Raw genomic sequence first — 13,883 nt, forward strand, 5'->3', positions numbered from 1 at the left:
GACGCGGACGTCGACGCTCTGGGCGCGGAACTCGACGCTCTGCGTCGGGAGGTCGAGTCCAGTCGAGGCGAGCGCGACGCGACCTACCTGCGTCGGACGATCCGAGCGCAGCGAACCCTGGAGATCGTCGGCCGCGCAGCTCTGCTCGGAAGTCGTCGCAGGTCGTTGTGGTGGTTGGGCACCGGCGCGCTGACGTTGGCGAAGTGCATCGAGAACATGGAACTCGGTCACAACGTGATGCACGGCCAGTGGGATTGGATGAACGACCCCGAAGTGCACTCCACGTCGTGGGAGTGGGACATGGTGTGTGCATCGCCCCACTGGAAGCACTCGCACAACTACATCCACCACAAGTACACGAACGTGATCGGGATGGATCACGATGTGGGCTACAAGATTCTGCGCGTGACGCGGGACGAGCCGTGGGAACCGCGGCGGGCCTTCCAGCCGATTTTCAACGTCATTCTGGCGGCCACGTTCGAGTGGGGGATCGCCCTGCACGACCTCGAACTCAAAGAGGTGGTGGCCGGGCGTAAGCCGATGGAGGTGGCGCGGCCGGAGATCCGCACCTTCTTGCGCAAGGCCGGACGCCAGATGGCCAAGGACTACGTGTTGTTCCCGGCGCTGTCGGGACGGGCCGCGAAGTCGACGTTGACGGCGAATCTGACCGCGAACTTCCTTCGCAACCTGTGGACCTACGTCGTGATCTTCTGCGGTCACTTCCCCGACGGGGCCGAGAAGTTCACGATCGACACGCTCGAGAACGAGACGCAGGGGCAGTGGTATCTGCGGCAGATGCTCGGCAGCGCGAATTTCGATTCCGGGCCGGTACTCGCATTCATGAGCGGCAACCTGTCGTACCAGATCGAGCATCATCTGTTTCCCGACCTGCCAAGCAACCGATACGCCGAGATCGCGGTTCGCGTGCGCGAACTGTGCGACAAGTACGATCTGCCGTACAACACCGGGCCGTTCGCCGTGCAGTACTTGCGGACGCTGCGGACCATCCACAAGTTGGCGCTGCCGGATCGCTTCCTCCGCGACTCGGTCGACGACGCTCCGGAAACCGCGTCCGAACGCCGTTTCGACTCCATTGCGCCGCGCGCCACGGGTCTGCGTACCGCGATCGCCGAGTTGAAGGCACGTCGGCGGCGTCGGGCGACGCTCGCTGCCTGACCGATATGGCCGCTCGATCGGTGCCGTGAGGACTCAGTCGGTCGTCGGGGCCTCGACGGGCTCGTCGTTGCCGCTCGCGGTGACCGACCGCAGCAGTTCCCGGACGGCCATCGCGCGACGGTGGGACGGGCCGTCGAGTGAGTCGAGGGCGCACTCGGGATCGGCGGGCGGACCGAGGTGAGTGCAGCCGCGGGAGCAGTCGGCGATCGTGTCGCGGAGGTCGTCGAAAGCGTCGATGATCTGATCCGGCGTCACGTGCGCGAGACCGAAGGATCGGATTCCCGGGGTGTCGACCACCCAGCCGCGTCGACCGCCGTCGTCGGGGAGCGGGAGCACCACCGACTGGGTGGAGGTGTGCCGCCCCTTGCCGACCCCGGAGACGATGCCGGTGGCCCGATCAGCATCGGGCACAAGACGATTCACGAGTGTCGACTTACCGACACCGGAATGCCCGATGAGCGCGGTAAGCTTGTGCGCGAGAATCCCCTGCAACTCGTCGATGGCGTCGTCGCGTCCCGCGACGACGACCCGGAGATCCAGGTCCACGAAGTTCGCGACGAATTCATCGGGGTCGTCCAGATCGGATTTCGTCAGACACAGGATCGGCGCGAGGCCCCCGGCGTAGGCGGCGGCGAGTGCGCGCTCGACGAACCCGGTGCGCGGCGGGGGATCGGCCAGCGCGGTCACGATCACCAACTGGTCGGCGTTCGCGACGACGATCCGCTCGTACGGATCGGTGTCATCGGCGGTGCGACGCAGTACCGTGCGCCGCTCCTCGACCCGGACTATGCGGGCGAGAGTGTCGGGTCGCCCCGACAGGTCGCCGACGATACCGACGCGATCTCCGACGACGACCGGGGTCCGACCGAGCTCGCGCGCACGCATTGTGACGATGCGGCGATCGGGGTCGTCGTGAAGGACGCACCCCCAACGGCCGCGGTCGACGGAGACGACCATCGCGGTCTCAGCGTCGTTGTGCGCCGGCCGGGTCTTGGTGCGCGGCCTGCTGCCCTTGCTGGGCCGGATGCGGACGTCCGACTCGTCGTACGTCCGCGTGCGGCGGCTCACAACGCGGACCCGGCCATCGTCTGCCACATCGTCACGAAGTCGGGGAGCGTCTTCGACGTGGTCTCGACGTCCTCGATCTCGATCCCAGGAACCGCAAGTCCCAGAAGGGAACCGGCCGTCGCCATACGGTGGTCGGCGTAGGTCTGCCAGATGCCCGCGTGCAGCGGTCCTCCGGCGATCACGAGGCCGTCGTCGGTCTCGGTCGCGTTGCCGCCGAGCCCGTTGATCTCGGCGGCGAGCGCCGCGAGGCGGTCGGTCTCATGACCGCGCAGATGAGCGATGCCGCGCAGCGTCGAGGTGCCGTCGGCGAGTGCGGCGAGCGCCGCGATCGTCGGAGTGAGTTCGCCGACCTCATGCAGATCGACGTCGACGGCTGCGAGTCGTTGCGGGCCCGTCACCGTCAGCAGGCCGTCGGCGAAGTGTGTCGCCGTCGCGCCCATCTGCGCGAGGAGCGAGGTGATTTCGGCGCCGGGCTGAGTGGTGGTCGCCGGCCAGCGAGGCACGCTGACCCGGCCAGCGGTCGCCGCTGCGGCGGCGAGAAACGCAGCGGCGTTCGACAGGTCCGGTTCGATCGACCAGTCGACGGCGCGGATCGGCCCGGGCTGCACGGTCCAGGACGTGCCGTCCGACGTGACGTCGACACCGGCCTCGCGCAGCATGGCGACGGTCATGTCGATGTGCGGCATCGACGGGACGGGCGGACCGTCGTGGGTGATGACCACGCCGTCGGCGAAGCGGGCCGCCGACAGTAGAAGGCCGGACACGAACTGCGACGACGCCGATGCGTCCACGGTCACCGGACCGCCCGGCAGAGTGCCCGCGCCGTGCACGGTGAACGGGAGTCTCGAGCCGTCGACGGAGGCTCCGAGGTCGCGCAGCGCGTCGAGCACGGTGTGCAGCGGACGGCTGCGAGCCTGCTCGTCGCCGTCGAACTCGACGTCGCCCGTGGCCAGTGCGGCGACGGCGGGAAGGAACCGCATGACCGTCCCTGCGAGGCCGCAGTCGACCCGCGCACCGCGCAGGGGGGCGGGCGTCACGTCGACGGTCGTCGGATCGTCTGCGGAGGGAGCGATGCCCACGCCCATCGCGGCCAGCGCGGCGAGCATGAGGTCGGTGTCGCGGCTGCGGAGGGCGCCGGTGATGTGCGAGCGCCCGTCGGCCAGCGCGGCCAGGATCAGGGCCCGGTTGGTGATCGACTTGGAACCGGGCAAGTCGACGACCGCGTCGACGGGCGTGCTGACGGACGGCGACGACCAAGTGCTCATGCGGTCCAGTGTTTCATGCGGCTTATCGCAGGTCGCGGCGCAGTGGATGGTCGTCGGGGATCTGCACGAGAATCAGCGCGCGACCGTCCGGATCGTGCACGGTCATCTCGCGCAGGCCCCACGGTTTGGTCTCCGGTTCGGCGTGGATCGTCACGCCTGTGCCCGCGAGTTCGTCGCGTGCTGCGGTGACGTCGCGGACTTGGAGCCAGAGGACGTCGCCGACGCCATCGCGCGGCGACATGTGGGCGGGGATCTCGATGAGTCCGGCTCCCGCGTGGAAGACGGTGCCACCGGGGTACTCGCGGGCGATCGCCAGTCCGAGTACGTCGCGGTAGAACGTGGTGAGTGCCTGCGGGTCGGGGGAGGTCAGCAAGGTACGGCTCGTCAGGATCTCCATGCGACTAGCGTAGCGATCGGCCTGCCGGCCGCAACACGCATTCACCGCCGGTTTGTCGCGGCCTCCGCGGCCTCGGCGCCGATGCGATCGAACTCCCTGCCCATCGCTTCGGAGAGTGCGTGTGCGGCGGACAACGGACGGACCATCACCATCAGGTCGTCGATCTGACCCGCCTCGTTCACGTGGATGAAATCGCATCCGCCGAGTGTCTTGCCGTCGATCGTCGTCTCAAACCGGAGTGCGTGGTCGCGGCCGTCCTCGCTGGCGTACTCCTCGACGTACCGGAAGCCGTCGCCCATCACGCGCATAACGGCGCGCAGGATGGCCGCGGTGATGTGTCTGCCGTGGTAGGGGGTGAACGCGACCGGACTGGTGAAGCGGATGTCGTCGGCCAGCAGTGCTTCGATCGCCGCTTCGTCTCGGGCATCGACGGCCTCGCGGAATGCGCGCATGAGAGACTCCTTAGTCAAAAAGTTGAGTATGGCGAGTATGCGTCGGCGGTGTTCGCGTTGTCTAGGCTAAGTAGTGAATTAATTGACTATGGTGAGGGGATGGCTCTACGTCACGCGCTCCTCGCCGCGCTCCTCACCGTGGGGGAGGCGTCCGGTTACGACCTGGCCAAAGAATTCGATCCGGCGCGAGCGACGTTCTGGGTGGCGTCGCCGCAACAGATCTATCGGGAACTCGAGGCCATGGAGAGTGCCGGCATGGTGTCGGCGCGCGTTGTACGGCAGCGGGCGCGACCGGACAAGCGGATGCTGAGGCTCACCGAGGCGGGGCGTGCGGAACTCGCCGCCAACTCCAAGTCGACCGCGAAACCGACCGCGGTCCGAGACGAGATGCTAGTGATGGTGCAGAGCTTGTCTGCCGGGGATCGGCCCGCGATCTGCGCCACGATCGGTGACCGACTGGCGGCGTCCCGCCGCAAACTGGCCCACTACGAACGCGTCGAGAGCGCGTACCGGGCCGACCGCGACGACGCAGCCGTCTACGCCGACAGCGAGGTCCTCGGCCCGTACCTCACCCTGCTGCGCGGACTGGCCTTCGAACGCGAGAACATCGCCTGGTGCGAGACGGCGCTGACAGCGTTGTCGGATGAGGACGGCAATGCCTGAGATTAGTGCGGGAATCCTGTTGTACCGGAACATGTCCGACGGTATCGAGGTGTTTCTCGTCCATCCGGGCGGACCGTTCTTCGCCCGCAAGGACGACGGCGCCTGGTCGATCCCGAAAGGACTCGTCGACCCCGGCGAGGACCTGCTTGCCGCCGCCATCCGCGAGTTCGGCGAGGAGACAGGCCATCGGGTCCCCGGCGGTGGTGCGACCGATCTCGGCGAGGTCCGCCTCAAGAGCGGAAAGCGGGTCCACGCCTTCGCCATCGCGGGGCAGGTGGATCCCGACACCATCGTCAGCAACACCTTCGAGATCATCTGGCCACCGAAATCCGGTAGGACGCAGAGCTTTCCGGAGGTGGACCGGGCCGCATGGTTCGACGTGGAGCAGGCTCGTGCCAAGCTCAACGCCGGCATTCCTTGAGCGGCTGCCGCAGCAATAGCGCCCGTGCGGGCGCGGACTACAGGCCGGCGAGGAATGCGCCCAGCCGCTCGATTCCGAGCGACAGTTCCTCGGTCGACGCCGCATACGACAGGCGCACATACTGTTCGGCGCCGACGACACCGAAGTCCTTTCCCGGTGTCAGGGCAACGTGAGCTTCGGCCAGCGCGCGGTCGCAGAAGTCCGAGGCCGACAGGCCGGTCCCGGACACGTCGACATAGACGTAGAACGCGCCGTCGGGCGGCACAGGGACGTCCAAGCCGATGCGAGCCAGACCCTCCAGTACCAACTGCCGCCGGTCGCGAAGGATGCTGCGTCGCTCATCGGCGACGGCGATCGTCGCAGGCTCGAAGCAGGTGAGCGCCGCGAACTGCGCGGGAGTCGGCGGACAGATGTAGTAGTTCTGGGCCAGCCGCTCGGCCACCGGAACCATCTCGTCGGGCACGATCGCCCAGCCGAGCCGCCACCCCGTCATCCCAAAGTACTTGGAGAAGCTGTTGACGACGATCGCGCCCGGGTCGTCGGCGGCGACGCTGCGGCGCTCACCGTCGGCCAGGCCGAGGTAGATCTCGTCGACGATCCGCCAGCCGCCCCGCTGCCGCGCCACGCCGCACAGGTCGAGGAGTTCGCTGTAGGGGAGGGACGTGCCCGTCGGATTGGACGGGGACGCCACCATCACGCCGCGCGTCGACTCCGACCAGGCATCCGCGACGGCCGCCGTGTCCAGCTGGAAGTGCGACGACGGGTGGGTCTCCAGAAGCCGGACGTTGGCGCCGAAGCTCTCCGCGAACCGCCGGTTGCACGGATACGACGGATCGCTGACCAGGACGTCGTCGCCCGGATCGATCAGCGCGGCACACGAGAGCAGAAGGGCGGCCGACGCGCCGGTCGTCACGACCACGCGGTTCGCGTCGACCGGTGCGCCGAACTGTTCGCCGCTGAAACGAGCGATCGCCTCCCTCAGTTCGGTGAGCCCGAGAGCGCCGGTATATGCCAGCGGACGGCCGTCGCTGACTTCGCGCACCGCCTGCAGAAACGCGGGCGGCGCGCCGAAGTCGGGTTCGCCGATGTTGAGTTTGACCACGTGATGGCCCGCCGCTTCCAATTCCGCGGCACGCCTGCCGAACTCCATGGCGAAGAACGCGGAGACGGACTCGGCACGACGAGACAAGCGCATGGGGGTCATCGTATTCGGTCTCAACCGGCGGTGGCCTGACCGGAGGGGCGCGACCCGAGGGGAACGTCGGTGCGCTACACCCGATTGAACTCGTCGGGGTTCGGGCCGAGGCGGCGGCCCGCGTCGAGTGCGTCGATCCGAGACATCTGCTCGTCCGACAGTGAGAAGTCGAACAGAGCGAAGTTCTCGGCGGCGCGAGCTGGTGTCGACGACTTCGGGAAGACGATGTCCCCGCGCTGAAGGTGCCAGCGCAACGTCACCTGGGCCACGCTGCGGCCGATCTCGGAGCCGATCGCCGACAAGACCTCGTCGTCGAGGACGGCACCCTGCCCGAGCGGAGCCCACGCCTCGGTGACGATGCCGTGCTCACGGTTGAACGTCCGCAGCGGCGCCTGCTGAAAGTACGGGTGGACCTCGATCTGGTTGACCGTGGGCACCACCTCGGCCTCGGCGAGCAGACGCTCCAGATGCGCCTGCTGGAAGTTCGAGACGCCGATCGCGCGCGCCTGGCCCGCCTTGTACTCGCCTTCGAGGGCACGCCAGGTATCGACGAAGTCGCCGACCTTCGGGAGCGGCCAATGGATGAGGTACAGGTCGAGCGGACCCAGATCCAGGGCGTCGGTCGACTTCGCCACCGCCTCGACGGCATCGGCCGGTGCATGGAAAGAATTGTTGAGTTTGCTGGTCACGAACAGTTCCGAGCGCGGAATACCGGACTCGCGGACCGCTTCGCCGACCTGCTTCTCGTTGCCGTACATCTGCGCGGTGTCGATGTGGCGGTATCCGGCCTCGAGTGCGGTCGACACGGCGGCCTTGGTGTCCTCCGGCGGGATCTGGAAGGTGCCGAACCCGAGCTGCGGGATCTGCACATCGTTGTTCAGGGCGATTGCGGGCACAGTGTGTTCAGCCATGGCAGGTTCAACGTCTGGCGGCGACCCGACTATTCCGTCGGTGCTCGGTCCGGCGGTGGGGGAAGACCCTGAACTTCCCCTGGGATCGCCTCCGACCTGGTGCTTTTGTGTGCTGTCGGTGGCACGGTGGACACATGAGCACCTCAACAGAGAACACCACCAGCACCGAGTCCGGGACGTCGATCTGGAAGATCGTCGCCATCGTCATCGCCATCCTCGTCGTCGTCTCGTTGATCGGGCCGATCGTCAAGGCCGTCTTCTGGCTCGGGCTACTCGCGCTCGCCGTCGTCGGTGCGTACTCGCTTCTCAAGGCGAAGCGCTGACGAGATCCTCAAAGCGAAGCGTTGACAATCTTTACGATGGCCGTATGACACGCAGACTCGTCGCAACCGACTACGGATCACCCGCACAAGTCCTGTCCGTCATCGACGCGGACGACCCGGTGGCCGACGATGGCCACGTGGTCGTCGCCGTCGCCGCGGCAGGCCTCAACCCGTTTGACGTCAAACGCGTCCGGGGAGTGATGAGCAGCGATCCGAGTGCACTTCCGCTCGCGATCGGTGGGGAGGCGGCCGGAACCGTCGCCCACGCCGGGTCGGGAACCGGTCTCGCCGTTGGCGATCGGGTCGCCGTCTACCCGGTGTCCGGAGCCTTCGCCGAGCAAGTCGTCGTCGACGCCGCAGCAGTTCACCCGATCCCGGACGGAGCGTCCACCGAAGCGGCGGCCGGACTCCTGCTCGCGGGCGTCACCGCCTACGACACCGTCGCCACCCTCGACGTCGGCGCCGACGACGTCGTCCTCGTCCACGGCGGTTCCGGTGCCGTCGGCTCGGTCGCCGTTGTCTTGGCCGCCGCTCGCGGCGCCACAGTGATCGCCACCGCATCGTCGACCAACCACGACTATCTGCGCGGCCTCGGCGCGATCCCGGTCTCCTACCACGGCGACCTCGCCGCAGCCGTTCGGGACGCCGCCCCCGACGCCGTCACCGCCGTCATCGACACCGTCGGCACCGACGCCGCGATCGACGCATCCCTGCAGGCGGTGTCCCCGGATCGAATCGTCAGCATCGCCGCGTGGGGCCGCGCAGACGACGGCATCGTTCTGTTGAACGGCTCGAGCGAGGCGAGCCGCGCCAACCGCAGGGCCGCGGTGGCACCGTTGCTCGACGCGCTCGCCGACGGCACGATCACCGTCGACATCGTCGGAACCTTCTCGTTCGACGACGCGGCGCAGGCCTTCGACGCACTCGACGGCCCTCACCCCCGCGGCAAGTACCTCCTCACGCCCTGACGGCGGTTTTCCGACGAAGCTCGACCCTGGTGGCCGGCGGTCAGCCGGACTATAGTGTGACGCCAAGTAACAGTGACGGGACCGAGCCACACTGGCGGGACCAAGTAACAGCGACGGGACGAGGGTCAGATGAGCGAGCGCACAACCGATTACGAAGCCGTCATCGTCGGTGCAGGATTCGGCGGCATGGGTGCGGCGATCGAACTCAAACGACAAGGAGTCGATCGGCTCGCGATTCTCGAACGTGAGGACGACCTCGGCGGCACCTGGCACGTCAACCATTACCCGGGCCTTGCCGTCGACATCGCGTCCGTCACGTACTCGTACTCGTTCGAGCCGAACCCGTCATGGTCTCGGCTGTTCGCTCCGGGCTCCGAACTGAAGCAGTACGCCGAGCACATCGCCGACAAGTACGACCTGCGCCGCCATATGGAGTTCGGCGTCGTCGTCGAGGAGGCTGCCTGGGATGACGACGCGGAGGCGTGGACGGTCCGGACCGCGGACGGCAGGAGTATCACCGCCCGCTTCCTGGTGACTGCGACCGGATTCCTCTCGCAGCCGTATACCCCCGACTTCCCCGGCATCGACACCTTCGCAGGCGAGATCATTCACACGACCGCTTGGCGGGACGGATACGATTTCGCAGGCAAGAAGGCGGCCGTCATCGGCACCGGCGCGACCGCCGTTCAGTTGGTCCCCGAGATCGCCCGTACCGCAAGGAATCTCACCGTCTTTCAGCGGACCCCGATCTGGGTGGTCCCCAAGGTTGACTTCCCGATCCCGCCGCCGATTCGCCGACTGTTCGCGGCTGTTCCGTTCACCCAGAAGGCGGCGCGCGCGGTCAACACGTCGCTGCTCGAGATGCTCATGGTGTTCGGCGTTCTGCACTATCGGCAGGCTAAGCCTGGGAACCAGTTGGCGGCGCTCCTGTCGAAGGCGCATCTGCGCACCCAGGTCCGGGACGCCACGACGCGCAAGCAGTTGACACCGTCGTACGACTTCGGGTGCAAGCGGCCCACGTTCAGCAACCGCTACTTCCGGGTGTTCAATCGGCCCGACGTCGAACTCGAGACGTCGTCGATCACCAGGGTGGAGCCCGACGGGATCGTCGTCGACGACGGTCGCAAGATCGAGATCGACACCCTGGTCCTGGCAACCGGTTTCAACCTGTGGGACGTCAACTTTCCGGCGTTCACGATCACCGGCCGTGGCGGCCGTGACCTGGGGAAGTGGTGGCGCGAGGGCCGATTCCAAGCGTACGAGGGCATCACGGTTCCTTCGTTCCCGAACTTCCTGACGCTCAACAGCCCGTACTCCTACAGCGGGCTGTCGTACTTCACGACCATCGAAGGGCAGATGCGCCACATCGCGCGGCTGTTCGGCGAGATGCGACGACGCGGAAGCACGCGGTTCGAGGTGACGGCGGAGGCCAACGAGAAATTCCTCGACGAGGTGACGCGGCGGTTGGGCGACTCGGTGTTCTACGCGGGCGACTGCTCCGCGTCGCGCAGCTACTACTTCAACCAACACGGCGAGGCGACGCTCCTGCGTCCGCAGGCGACTCTGCCGTCGCTGCGCGAGATGGAGACCTTCCCGCTCGACGACTACACGTACGCGTAACCCGACTGCGGCTCCGCTCACTCCGCCGTCGCTCGCTCACCTCCCGCGGGGAGCGAACGCTTGCGAAGTGAGCGGACTCCTAGGCGGGGTCGAGGAGTTCCGGTCCGTTGTTGGCGACCCGGTTCACCAGGGGAGACACCTCGCGGATCGCGATGCGGTCCACGAGTTCGACGGCGGGCGGGGCCAGCAGTGCGGGATCGGCGGGTTCATCGGGATTGAGCCAGGCGTCCCAGTGCTCGAACGGCATGATCAGTGGCATCCGGTCGTGGATGTCGGTGAGGGCTCCGACGGAGTCCGTCGTGATGATCGTCGTGCTCGACACCCATGCCGAATCGTCGTCCGCCTCGCGCGCCGCAGCGGGACGCCACGCCGCCCACAGTGCGCCCATGAACAGGCGCGTGCCGTCCTCGGGCGACATGAAATAGGGGATCTTGGTCGGCTTGCCGTTGGCCCCGACCGGACCCGGCTTCCACTCGTACCAGCCGTCCATCGGAACGAGCGCCCGCTTCGTCTTGAACGAACTGCGGAACGCGGGCTTCTCGGCCAGGGACTCGGCACGCGCATTGAACAGCAACGGCCCCTTGCCGAGTTCTTTGGTCCACGGTGGGACGAGGCCCCACCGCATCGCCCGGATCCGGCGCGCGAGGTCGCCCTCGGGTTCGCGGGAGTGCCGATCCACCACGGTCATCACCGTCGTCGTCGGGGCGACGTTGTAGTTGCCCGTCGAGAACTTCTCGGCGATGTCTGCTTCGCTCACCTCGTTCCGCGCATCGATCTCGGCGGCCAGCCGGGCCGGATCGGTGGTCACTGCATAACGTCCGCACATGCGATCCATGCTGGCACGGAAGCAGTTCGAGGCGCACGGAACAAGTTCGGTGTGCTCGGTGTTGAAACGTCCGAATCGGATAGAAGTCATGAGAGCACCAGGAGGTGAACGACGCCATGGCCGCTGCGACCGCGCGAATGCTCGAGCCCAAAGTGGTGATCGCTTGGCCGTCGAACCAGAGCGGGGCCGACCACACCAGTGGACGAGTGTCGCTAGACTCGACGGAACCAGCGTCAAGCGAAGGGAACTCCGTGTCGGATACCCAGGTCCCGCCCGAGGCGAGTGACCACGAGGAGACTGAAGCCGAGCTCAGCGAGCGATTCGAGCGCGATGCGCTGCCATTGCTCGACCAGCTCTACGGCGGTGCGCTGCGTATGACGCGTAACCCGGCCGACGCCGAAGACCTCGTCCAAGAGACGTACTTGAAGGCGTTCTCTGCGTTCTCGTCGTTCCGCGAAGGCACCAACTTGAAGGCCTGGCTGTACCGCATCCTCACCAACACGTACATCAACTCGTACCGGAAGAAGCAGCGGCAGCCCGCGCAGTACCCGACCGAGGAGATCACCGACTGGCAGCTCGCGGCGACCGCCGAGCACACGTCGACCGGTCTGCGCTCCGCCGAGATCGAGGCGCTCGACGCGTTGCCCGATCAGGAGATCAAGGATGCGCTCGCTGAACTGCCCGAAGACTTCCGGATGGCCGTGTACTACGCGGATGTCGAAGGTCTGCCCTACAAGGAGATCGCCGAGATCATGGACACGCCAATCGGAACGGTGATGTCGCGACTGCATCGGGGACGTCGCCAGTTGCGCGACCTGCTCTCGGACGTCGCCACGGAACGTGGCATCGGCCAGACGACCGGGCAGGCCGTCCGATGAGCGCCGGCGTATCCGAGCCCGATGACCAGTTCGAAGACCTCGACTGCTCGGCCGTCGTCGCCGACATCTGGCTGCTCCTCGACAACGAATGCGATAGCGGTGCGCGCGAGCGTCTGCAGGGGCATCTCGACGGCTGCCCGAGCTGCCTCGACCACTACGGAGTTCAGCGCCAACTCAAGGAGCTCATCAGTCGCAAGTGCGGCAACGACGCAGCGCCCGAGGGATTACGCGAACGGCTCCGCGTGGAGATCCGGCGCTCGGTGACGATCCGCCAGAGCACCTACCGAGCCGAAGGCTAGCTGGAGAACTCCAGGCGCAGAACACCACACGACGGCTTCAACGCGAACGACCCGGTCCTTATTACAAAGACCGGGTCGTTTTCGCATTCACGCTCAGGCGTTAGGACGCTTGCCGTGGTTGGCTGCGTTCTTCTTACGGCTACGCTTCTTACGTCCGCGCTTACCCATGACGGACCTCCTTCTCCAGTGTTCACGTGCGTCGGCCATTGTTTCACGCTGCGGTAGCGGTGTGCTAATCGTGTCGGCTCCGCCGTGCCGGCGTGGAGCCTCGGCTACGATCGGGCCATGCCTGAAGACGTCGTCGCAGAAATCGTCGCAACGGTCCTCGAGGTCTCGGTCGGCGACGGCCAGGAAGTCGTCGCAGGCGACACCCTGGTTCTCCTGGAGTCGATGAAGATGGAGATCCCGGTTCTCGCCGAAGACCCCGGCACCATCGACCTCGTCAAAGTGGCGACCGGCGACGTGATCCAAGCGGGCGACGTCATCGCCACCTACCGGGCCTGACGCGGGCGGCACGTGGCGACCCTCTCCGACCTCCTCGCCGAACACACCAGTCTGCCCGACGCCGCCGCAGCACACCTGCAGCGCCTCGTCGCCGAATGGCAATTGTTGGCAGATCTGTCGTTCGCCGACTACCTGCTCGCCGTCAGCGGCGACGGCGACAACCTCGTCTACGTGGCCCAGTGCAGGCCGAACACCGCGTCGACGGTGTTCCAGCACGACGAGGTCGGTCACCGGGTGGAGCGGCCGGCCAGCCCGCAGGGCGCCAACCCGCTGATCACCACGGCGTTGACCAGTGGCCGCATCGAACAAGACGGCATCGCGACCCGGTTCGGAAACCTCCTCATTGAGCGGATCGCGGTACCGGTGACCTTCGACGGTCGGGTGATCGCGGTCCTCGGTCGGGCCGCGGACGCCTCGGAGACTCGACCGGCGTCACCATTGGAGGCCGCATACCGAGACGCGGCACAGGCGTTATGCGAGATGGTCGTCGAAGGCACGTTCCCGCTCGACGAGGCGAACACCCTCGGTCTGTCGACCCCCCGCGCAGGCGACGGGTTCATTCGCGTGGACCCGGACGGGCGCGTGGTCTATGCGAGCCCCAACGCGCTGTCTGCCGTGCACCGTATGGGGTGGACCACGGACTTGTCCGGCGTCGTCGTCGCCGACCTGGTGGCGAGACTGCTTACCGACCCGTTCGAGTCGGTCGACGCGGCCGGGATGATCGAGGCGGCCGTCGGCGGCGAGCTACCTGGTCCCGATCTGGCGTTGCGCATGGAACTCGACGCGCGCCGAGCCAACGTTCTGGTCCGCGCCGTTCCGTTGCGCTCACGTGGGCAGTCCCGCGGCGCGGTCCTGTTGATCCGCGACGTCACCGAGGTGAAACGCCGGGATCTCGCGTTGATCAGCAAGGACGCGAC

Annotated in this window: 18 protein-coding genes; 10 read left to right on the forward strand and 8 right to left on the reverse strand. The window is 66.9% G+C overall.

Annotated features, from left to right (window positions below):
* Window positions 1–1,176, forward strand: a 1,176-nt coding sequence (locus ACTIMF_RS18295) for a fatty acid desaturase family protein (protein ID WP_442351711.1), incomplete at its 5' end; no start/stop codon positions are given.
* 33 nt (window positions 1,177–1,209) lie between these two features.
* Here ACTIMF_RS18295 and rsgA read toward each other — a convergent pair.
* Genes rsgA through ACTIMF_RS18315 form a run of 4 tightly spaced genes read right to left on the reverse strand, consistent with a single transcriptional unit; the run spans window position 1,210 to window position 4,358 of the window.
* On the reverse strand, window positions 1,210–2,244 hold the full coding sequence (gene rsgA, locus ACTIMF_RS18300; protein WP_442351712.1) for a ribosome small subunit-dependent GTPase A: 1,035 nt from the start codon (window positions 2,242–2,244) through the stop codon (window positions 1,210–1,212).
* Complete coding sequence (gene aroA / locus ACTIMF_RS18305) at window positions 2,241–3,509, reverse strand: 3-phosphoshikimate 1-carboxyvinyltransferase (RefSeq protein ID WP_442351713.1); 1,269 nt, start codon at window positions 3,507–3,509, stop codon at window positions 2,241–2,243. The genes rsgA and aroA overlap by 4 nt, the downstream gene beginning before the upstream one ends.
* A 22-nt stretch (window positions 3,510–3,531) precedes the next feature.
* Window positions 3,532–3,906 carry a VOC family protein gene (locus tag ACTIMF_RS18310; protein WP_442351714.1) on the reverse strand — a complete coding sequence of 125 codons (375 nt, stop codon included), beginning with the start codon at window positions 3,904–3,906 and terminating at the stop codon, window positions 3,532–3,534.
* A gap of 41 nt (window positions 3,907–3,947) precedes the next feature.
* Complete coding sequence (locus tag ACTIMF_RS18315; protein WP_442351727.1) at window positions 3,948–4,358, reverse strand: nuclear transport factor 2 family protein; 411 nt, start codon at window positions 4,356–4,358, stop codon at window positions 3,948–3,950.
* 99 nt (window positions 4,359–4,457) lie between these two features.
* Here ACTIMF_RS18315 and ACTIMF_RS18320 point away from each other — a divergent pair, with 99 nt between their 5' ends.
* Together ACTIMF_RS18320 and ACTIMF_RS18325 are read left to right on the forward strand one after the other, a co-directional pair.
* Entirely contained in the window at window positions 4,458–5,021 is a 564-nt protein-coding gene (locus ACTIMF_RS18320; RefSeq protein ID WP_442351715.1) for a PadR family transcriptional regulator, read from the forward strand.
* Window positions 5,014–5,442 (forward strand): NUDIX domain-containing protein, encoded by a 429-nt coding sequence (locus tag ACTIMF_RS18325; protein ID WP_442351716.1) that lies wholly within the window; start codon window positions 5,014–5,016, stop codon window positions 5,440–5,442. Before ACTIMF_RS18320 ends, ACTIMF_RS18325 begins: the two co-directional genes overlap by 8 nt.
* Before the next feature lie 37 nt (window positions 5,443–5,479).
* Here the strand turns inward: ACTIMF_RS18325 and ACTIMF_RS18330 are convergent, their stop codons facing one another.
* Both ACTIMF_RS18330 and ACTIMF_RS18335 read right to left on the reverse strand, forming a co-directional pair.
* Window positions 5,480–6,637 carry an aminotransferase class I/II-fold pyridoxal phosphate-dependent enzyme gene (locus tag ACTIMF_RS18330; RefSeq protein WP_442351717.1) on the reverse strand — a complete coding sequence of 386 codons (1,158 nt, stop codon included), beginning with the start codon at window positions 6,635–6,637 and terminating at the stop codon, window positions 5,480–5,482.
* A gap of 74 nt (window positions 6,638–6,711) precedes the next feature.
* On the reverse strand, window positions 6,712–7,548 hold the full coding sequence (locus tag ACTIMF_RS18335) for an aldo/keto reductase (protein WP_442351718.1): 837 nt from the start codon (window positions 7,546–7,548) through the stop codon (window positions 6,712–6,714).
* Window positions 7,549–7,682: 134 nt separating this feature from the next.
* Here ACTIMF_RS18335 and ACTIMF_RS18340 point away from each other — a divergent pair, with 134 nt between their 5' ends.
* The 3 genes from ACTIMF_RS18340 to ACTIMF_RS18350 all read left to right on the forward strand — a co-directional run bounded on the left by ACTIMF_RS18340 (window position 7,683) and on the right by ACTIMF_RS18350 (window position 10,459).
* Window positions 7,683–7,871 (forward strand): hypothetical protein, encoded by a 189-nt coding sequence (locus ACTIMF_RS18340; RefSeq protein ID WP_442351719.1) that lies wholly within the window; start codon window positions 7,683–7,685, stop codon window positions 7,869–7,871.
* 44 nt (window positions 7,872–7,915) lie between these two features.
* Entirely contained in the window at window positions 7,916–8,839 is a 924-nt protein-coding gene (locus ACTIMF_RS18345; protein WP_442351720.1) for a quinone oxidoreductase family protein, read from the forward strand.
* A gap of 129 nt (window positions 8,840–8,968) precedes the next feature.
* On the forward strand, window positions 8,969–10,459 hold the full coding sequence (locus tag ACTIMF_RS18350; RefSeq protein ID WP_442351721.1) for a flavin-containing monooxygenase: 1,491 nt from the start codon (window positions 8,969–8,971) through the stop codon (window positions 10,457–10,459).
* A 79-nt stretch (window positions 10,460–10,538) separates the two neighbouring features.
* On the opposite strand, the gene ACTIMF_RS18355 is transcribed toward ACTIMF_RS18350, so the two are convergent.
* A complete protein-coding gene (locus ACTIMF_RS18355) occupies window positions 10,539–11,285 on the reverse strand; it encodes an SOS response-associated peptidase (RefSeq protein ID WP_442351722.1) in 747 nt (248 codons plus the stop codon).
* A gap of 137 nt (window positions 11,286–11,422) precedes the next feature.
* Between ACTIMF_RS18355 and ACTIMF_RS18360 the strand changes: the two genes are divergently transcribed.
* Together ACTIMF_RS18360 and rsrA are read left to right on the forward strand one after the other, a co-directional pair.
* A complete protein-coding gene (locus ACTIMF_RS18360) occupies window positions 11,423–12,163 on the forward strand; it encodes a sigma-70 family RNA polymerase sigma factor (RefSeq protein ID WP_442351728.1) in 741 nt (246 codons plus the stop codon).
* Window positions 12,160–12,462, forward strand: a complete 303-nt coding sequence (rsrA, locus tag ACTIMF_RS18365) for a mycothiol system anti-sigma-R factor (protein WP_442351723.1) — start codon at window positions 12,160–12,162, stop codon at window positions 12,460–12,462. Before ACTIMF_RS18360 ends, rsrA begins: the two co-directional genes overlap by 4 nt.
* A gap of 93 nt (window positions 12,463–12,555) precedes the next feature.
* Here the strand turns inward: rsrA and ACTIMF_RS18370 are convergent, their stop codons facing one another.
* The gene (locus ACTIMF_RS18370; protein WP_371865352.1) at window positions 12,556–12,630 is read right to left on the reverse strand and encodes a 50S ribosomal protein bL37; all 75 of its coding nucleotides are present in this window, start codon (window positions 12,628–12,630) and stop codon (window positions 12,556–12,558) included.
* A gap of 117 nt (window positions 12,631–12,747) precedes the next feature.
* Here ACTIMF_RS18370 and ACTIMF_RS18375 point away from each other — a divergent pair, with 117 nt between their 5' ends.
* Together ACTIMF_RS18375 and ACTIMF_RS18380 are read left to right on the forward strand one after the other, a co-directional pair.
* Window positions 12,748–12,966: a biotin/lipoyl-binding carrier protein gene (locus tag ACTIMF_RS18375; protein WP_442351725.1), complete on the forward strand. Its 219-nt coding sequence runs from the start codon at window positions 12,748–12,750 to the stop codon at window positions 12,964–12,966.
* Between the two features lie 12 nt (window positions 12,967–12,978).
* Window positions 12,979–13,883, forward strand: a 905-nt coding sequence (locus tag ACTIMF_RS18380; protein ID WP_442351726.1) for a histidine kinase N-terminal domain-containing protein, incomplete at its 3' end; no start/stop codon positions are given.

Origin of the sequence: Gordonia sp. (in: high G+C Gram-positive bacteria) (genome assembly GCF_052106715.1) — a bacterium.
In the GTDB taxonomy this organism is placed as follows: Bacteria; Actinomycetota; Actinomycetes; order Mycobacteriales; family Mycobacteriaceae; genus Gordonia.

Bases quoted from the DNA above. Each gene is read 5' to 3' on its own strand.
- ACTIMF_RS18330 (WP_442351717.1), bottom strand. From the start codon at position 6,637: ATGCGCTTGTCTCGTCGTGCCGAGTCCGTCTCCGCGTTCTTCGCCATG.
- ACTIMF_RS18320 (WP_442351715.1), top strand. From the start codon at position 4,458: ATGGCTCTACGTCACGCGCTCCTCGCCGCGCTCCTCACCGTGGGGGAG.
- ACTIMF_RS18315 (WP_442351727.1), bottom strand. From the start codon at position 4,358: ATGCGCGCATTCCGCGAGGCCGTCGATGCCCGAGACGAAGCGGCGATC.
- ACTIMF_RS18375 (WP_442351725.1), top strand. From the start codon at position 12,748: ATGCCTGAAGACGTCGTCGCAGAAATCGTCGCAACGGTCCTCGAGGTC.
- ACTIMF_RS18325 (WP_442351716.1), top strand. From the start codon at position 5,014: ATGCCTGAGATTAGTGCGGGAATCCTGTTGTACCGGAACATGTCCGAC.
- ACTIMF_RS18310 (WP_442351714.1), bottom strand. From the start codon at position 3,906: ATGGAGATCCTGACGAGCCGTACCTTGCTGACCTCCCCCGACCCGCAG.
- rsrA (WP_442351723.1), top strand. From the start codon at position 12,160: ATGAGCGCCGGCGTATCCGAGCCCGATGACCAGTTCGAAGACCTCGAC.
- ACTIMF_RS18340 (WP_442351719.1), top strand. From the start codon at position 7,683: ATGAGCACCTCAACAGAGAACACCACCAGCACCGAGTCCGGGACGTCG.
- ACTIMF_RS18345 (WP_442351720.1), top strand. From the start codon at position 7,916: ATGACACGCAGACTCGTCGCAACCGACTACGGATCACCCGCACAAGTC.
- aroA (WP_442351713.1), bottom strand. From the start codon at position 3,509: ATGAGCACTTGGTCGTCGCCGTCCGTCAGCACGCCCGTCGACGCGGTC.
- ACTIMF_RS18355 (WP_442351722.1), bottom strand. From the start codon at position 11,285: ATGTGCGGACGTTATGCAGTGACCACCGATCCGGCCCGGCTGGCCGCC.
- ACTIMF_RS18350 (WP_442351721.1), top strand. From the start codon at position 8,969: ATGAGCGAGCGCACAACCGATTACGAAGCCGTCATCGTCGGTGCAGGA.
- ACTIMF_RS18335 (WP_442351718.1), bottom strand. From the start codon at position 7,548: ATGGCTGAACACACTGTGCCCGCAATCGCCCTGAACAACGATGTGCAG.
- ACTIMF_RS18360 (WP_442351728.1), top strand. From the start codon at position 11,423: ATGCTCGAGCCCAAAGTGGTGATCGCTTGGCCGTCGAACCAGAGCGGG.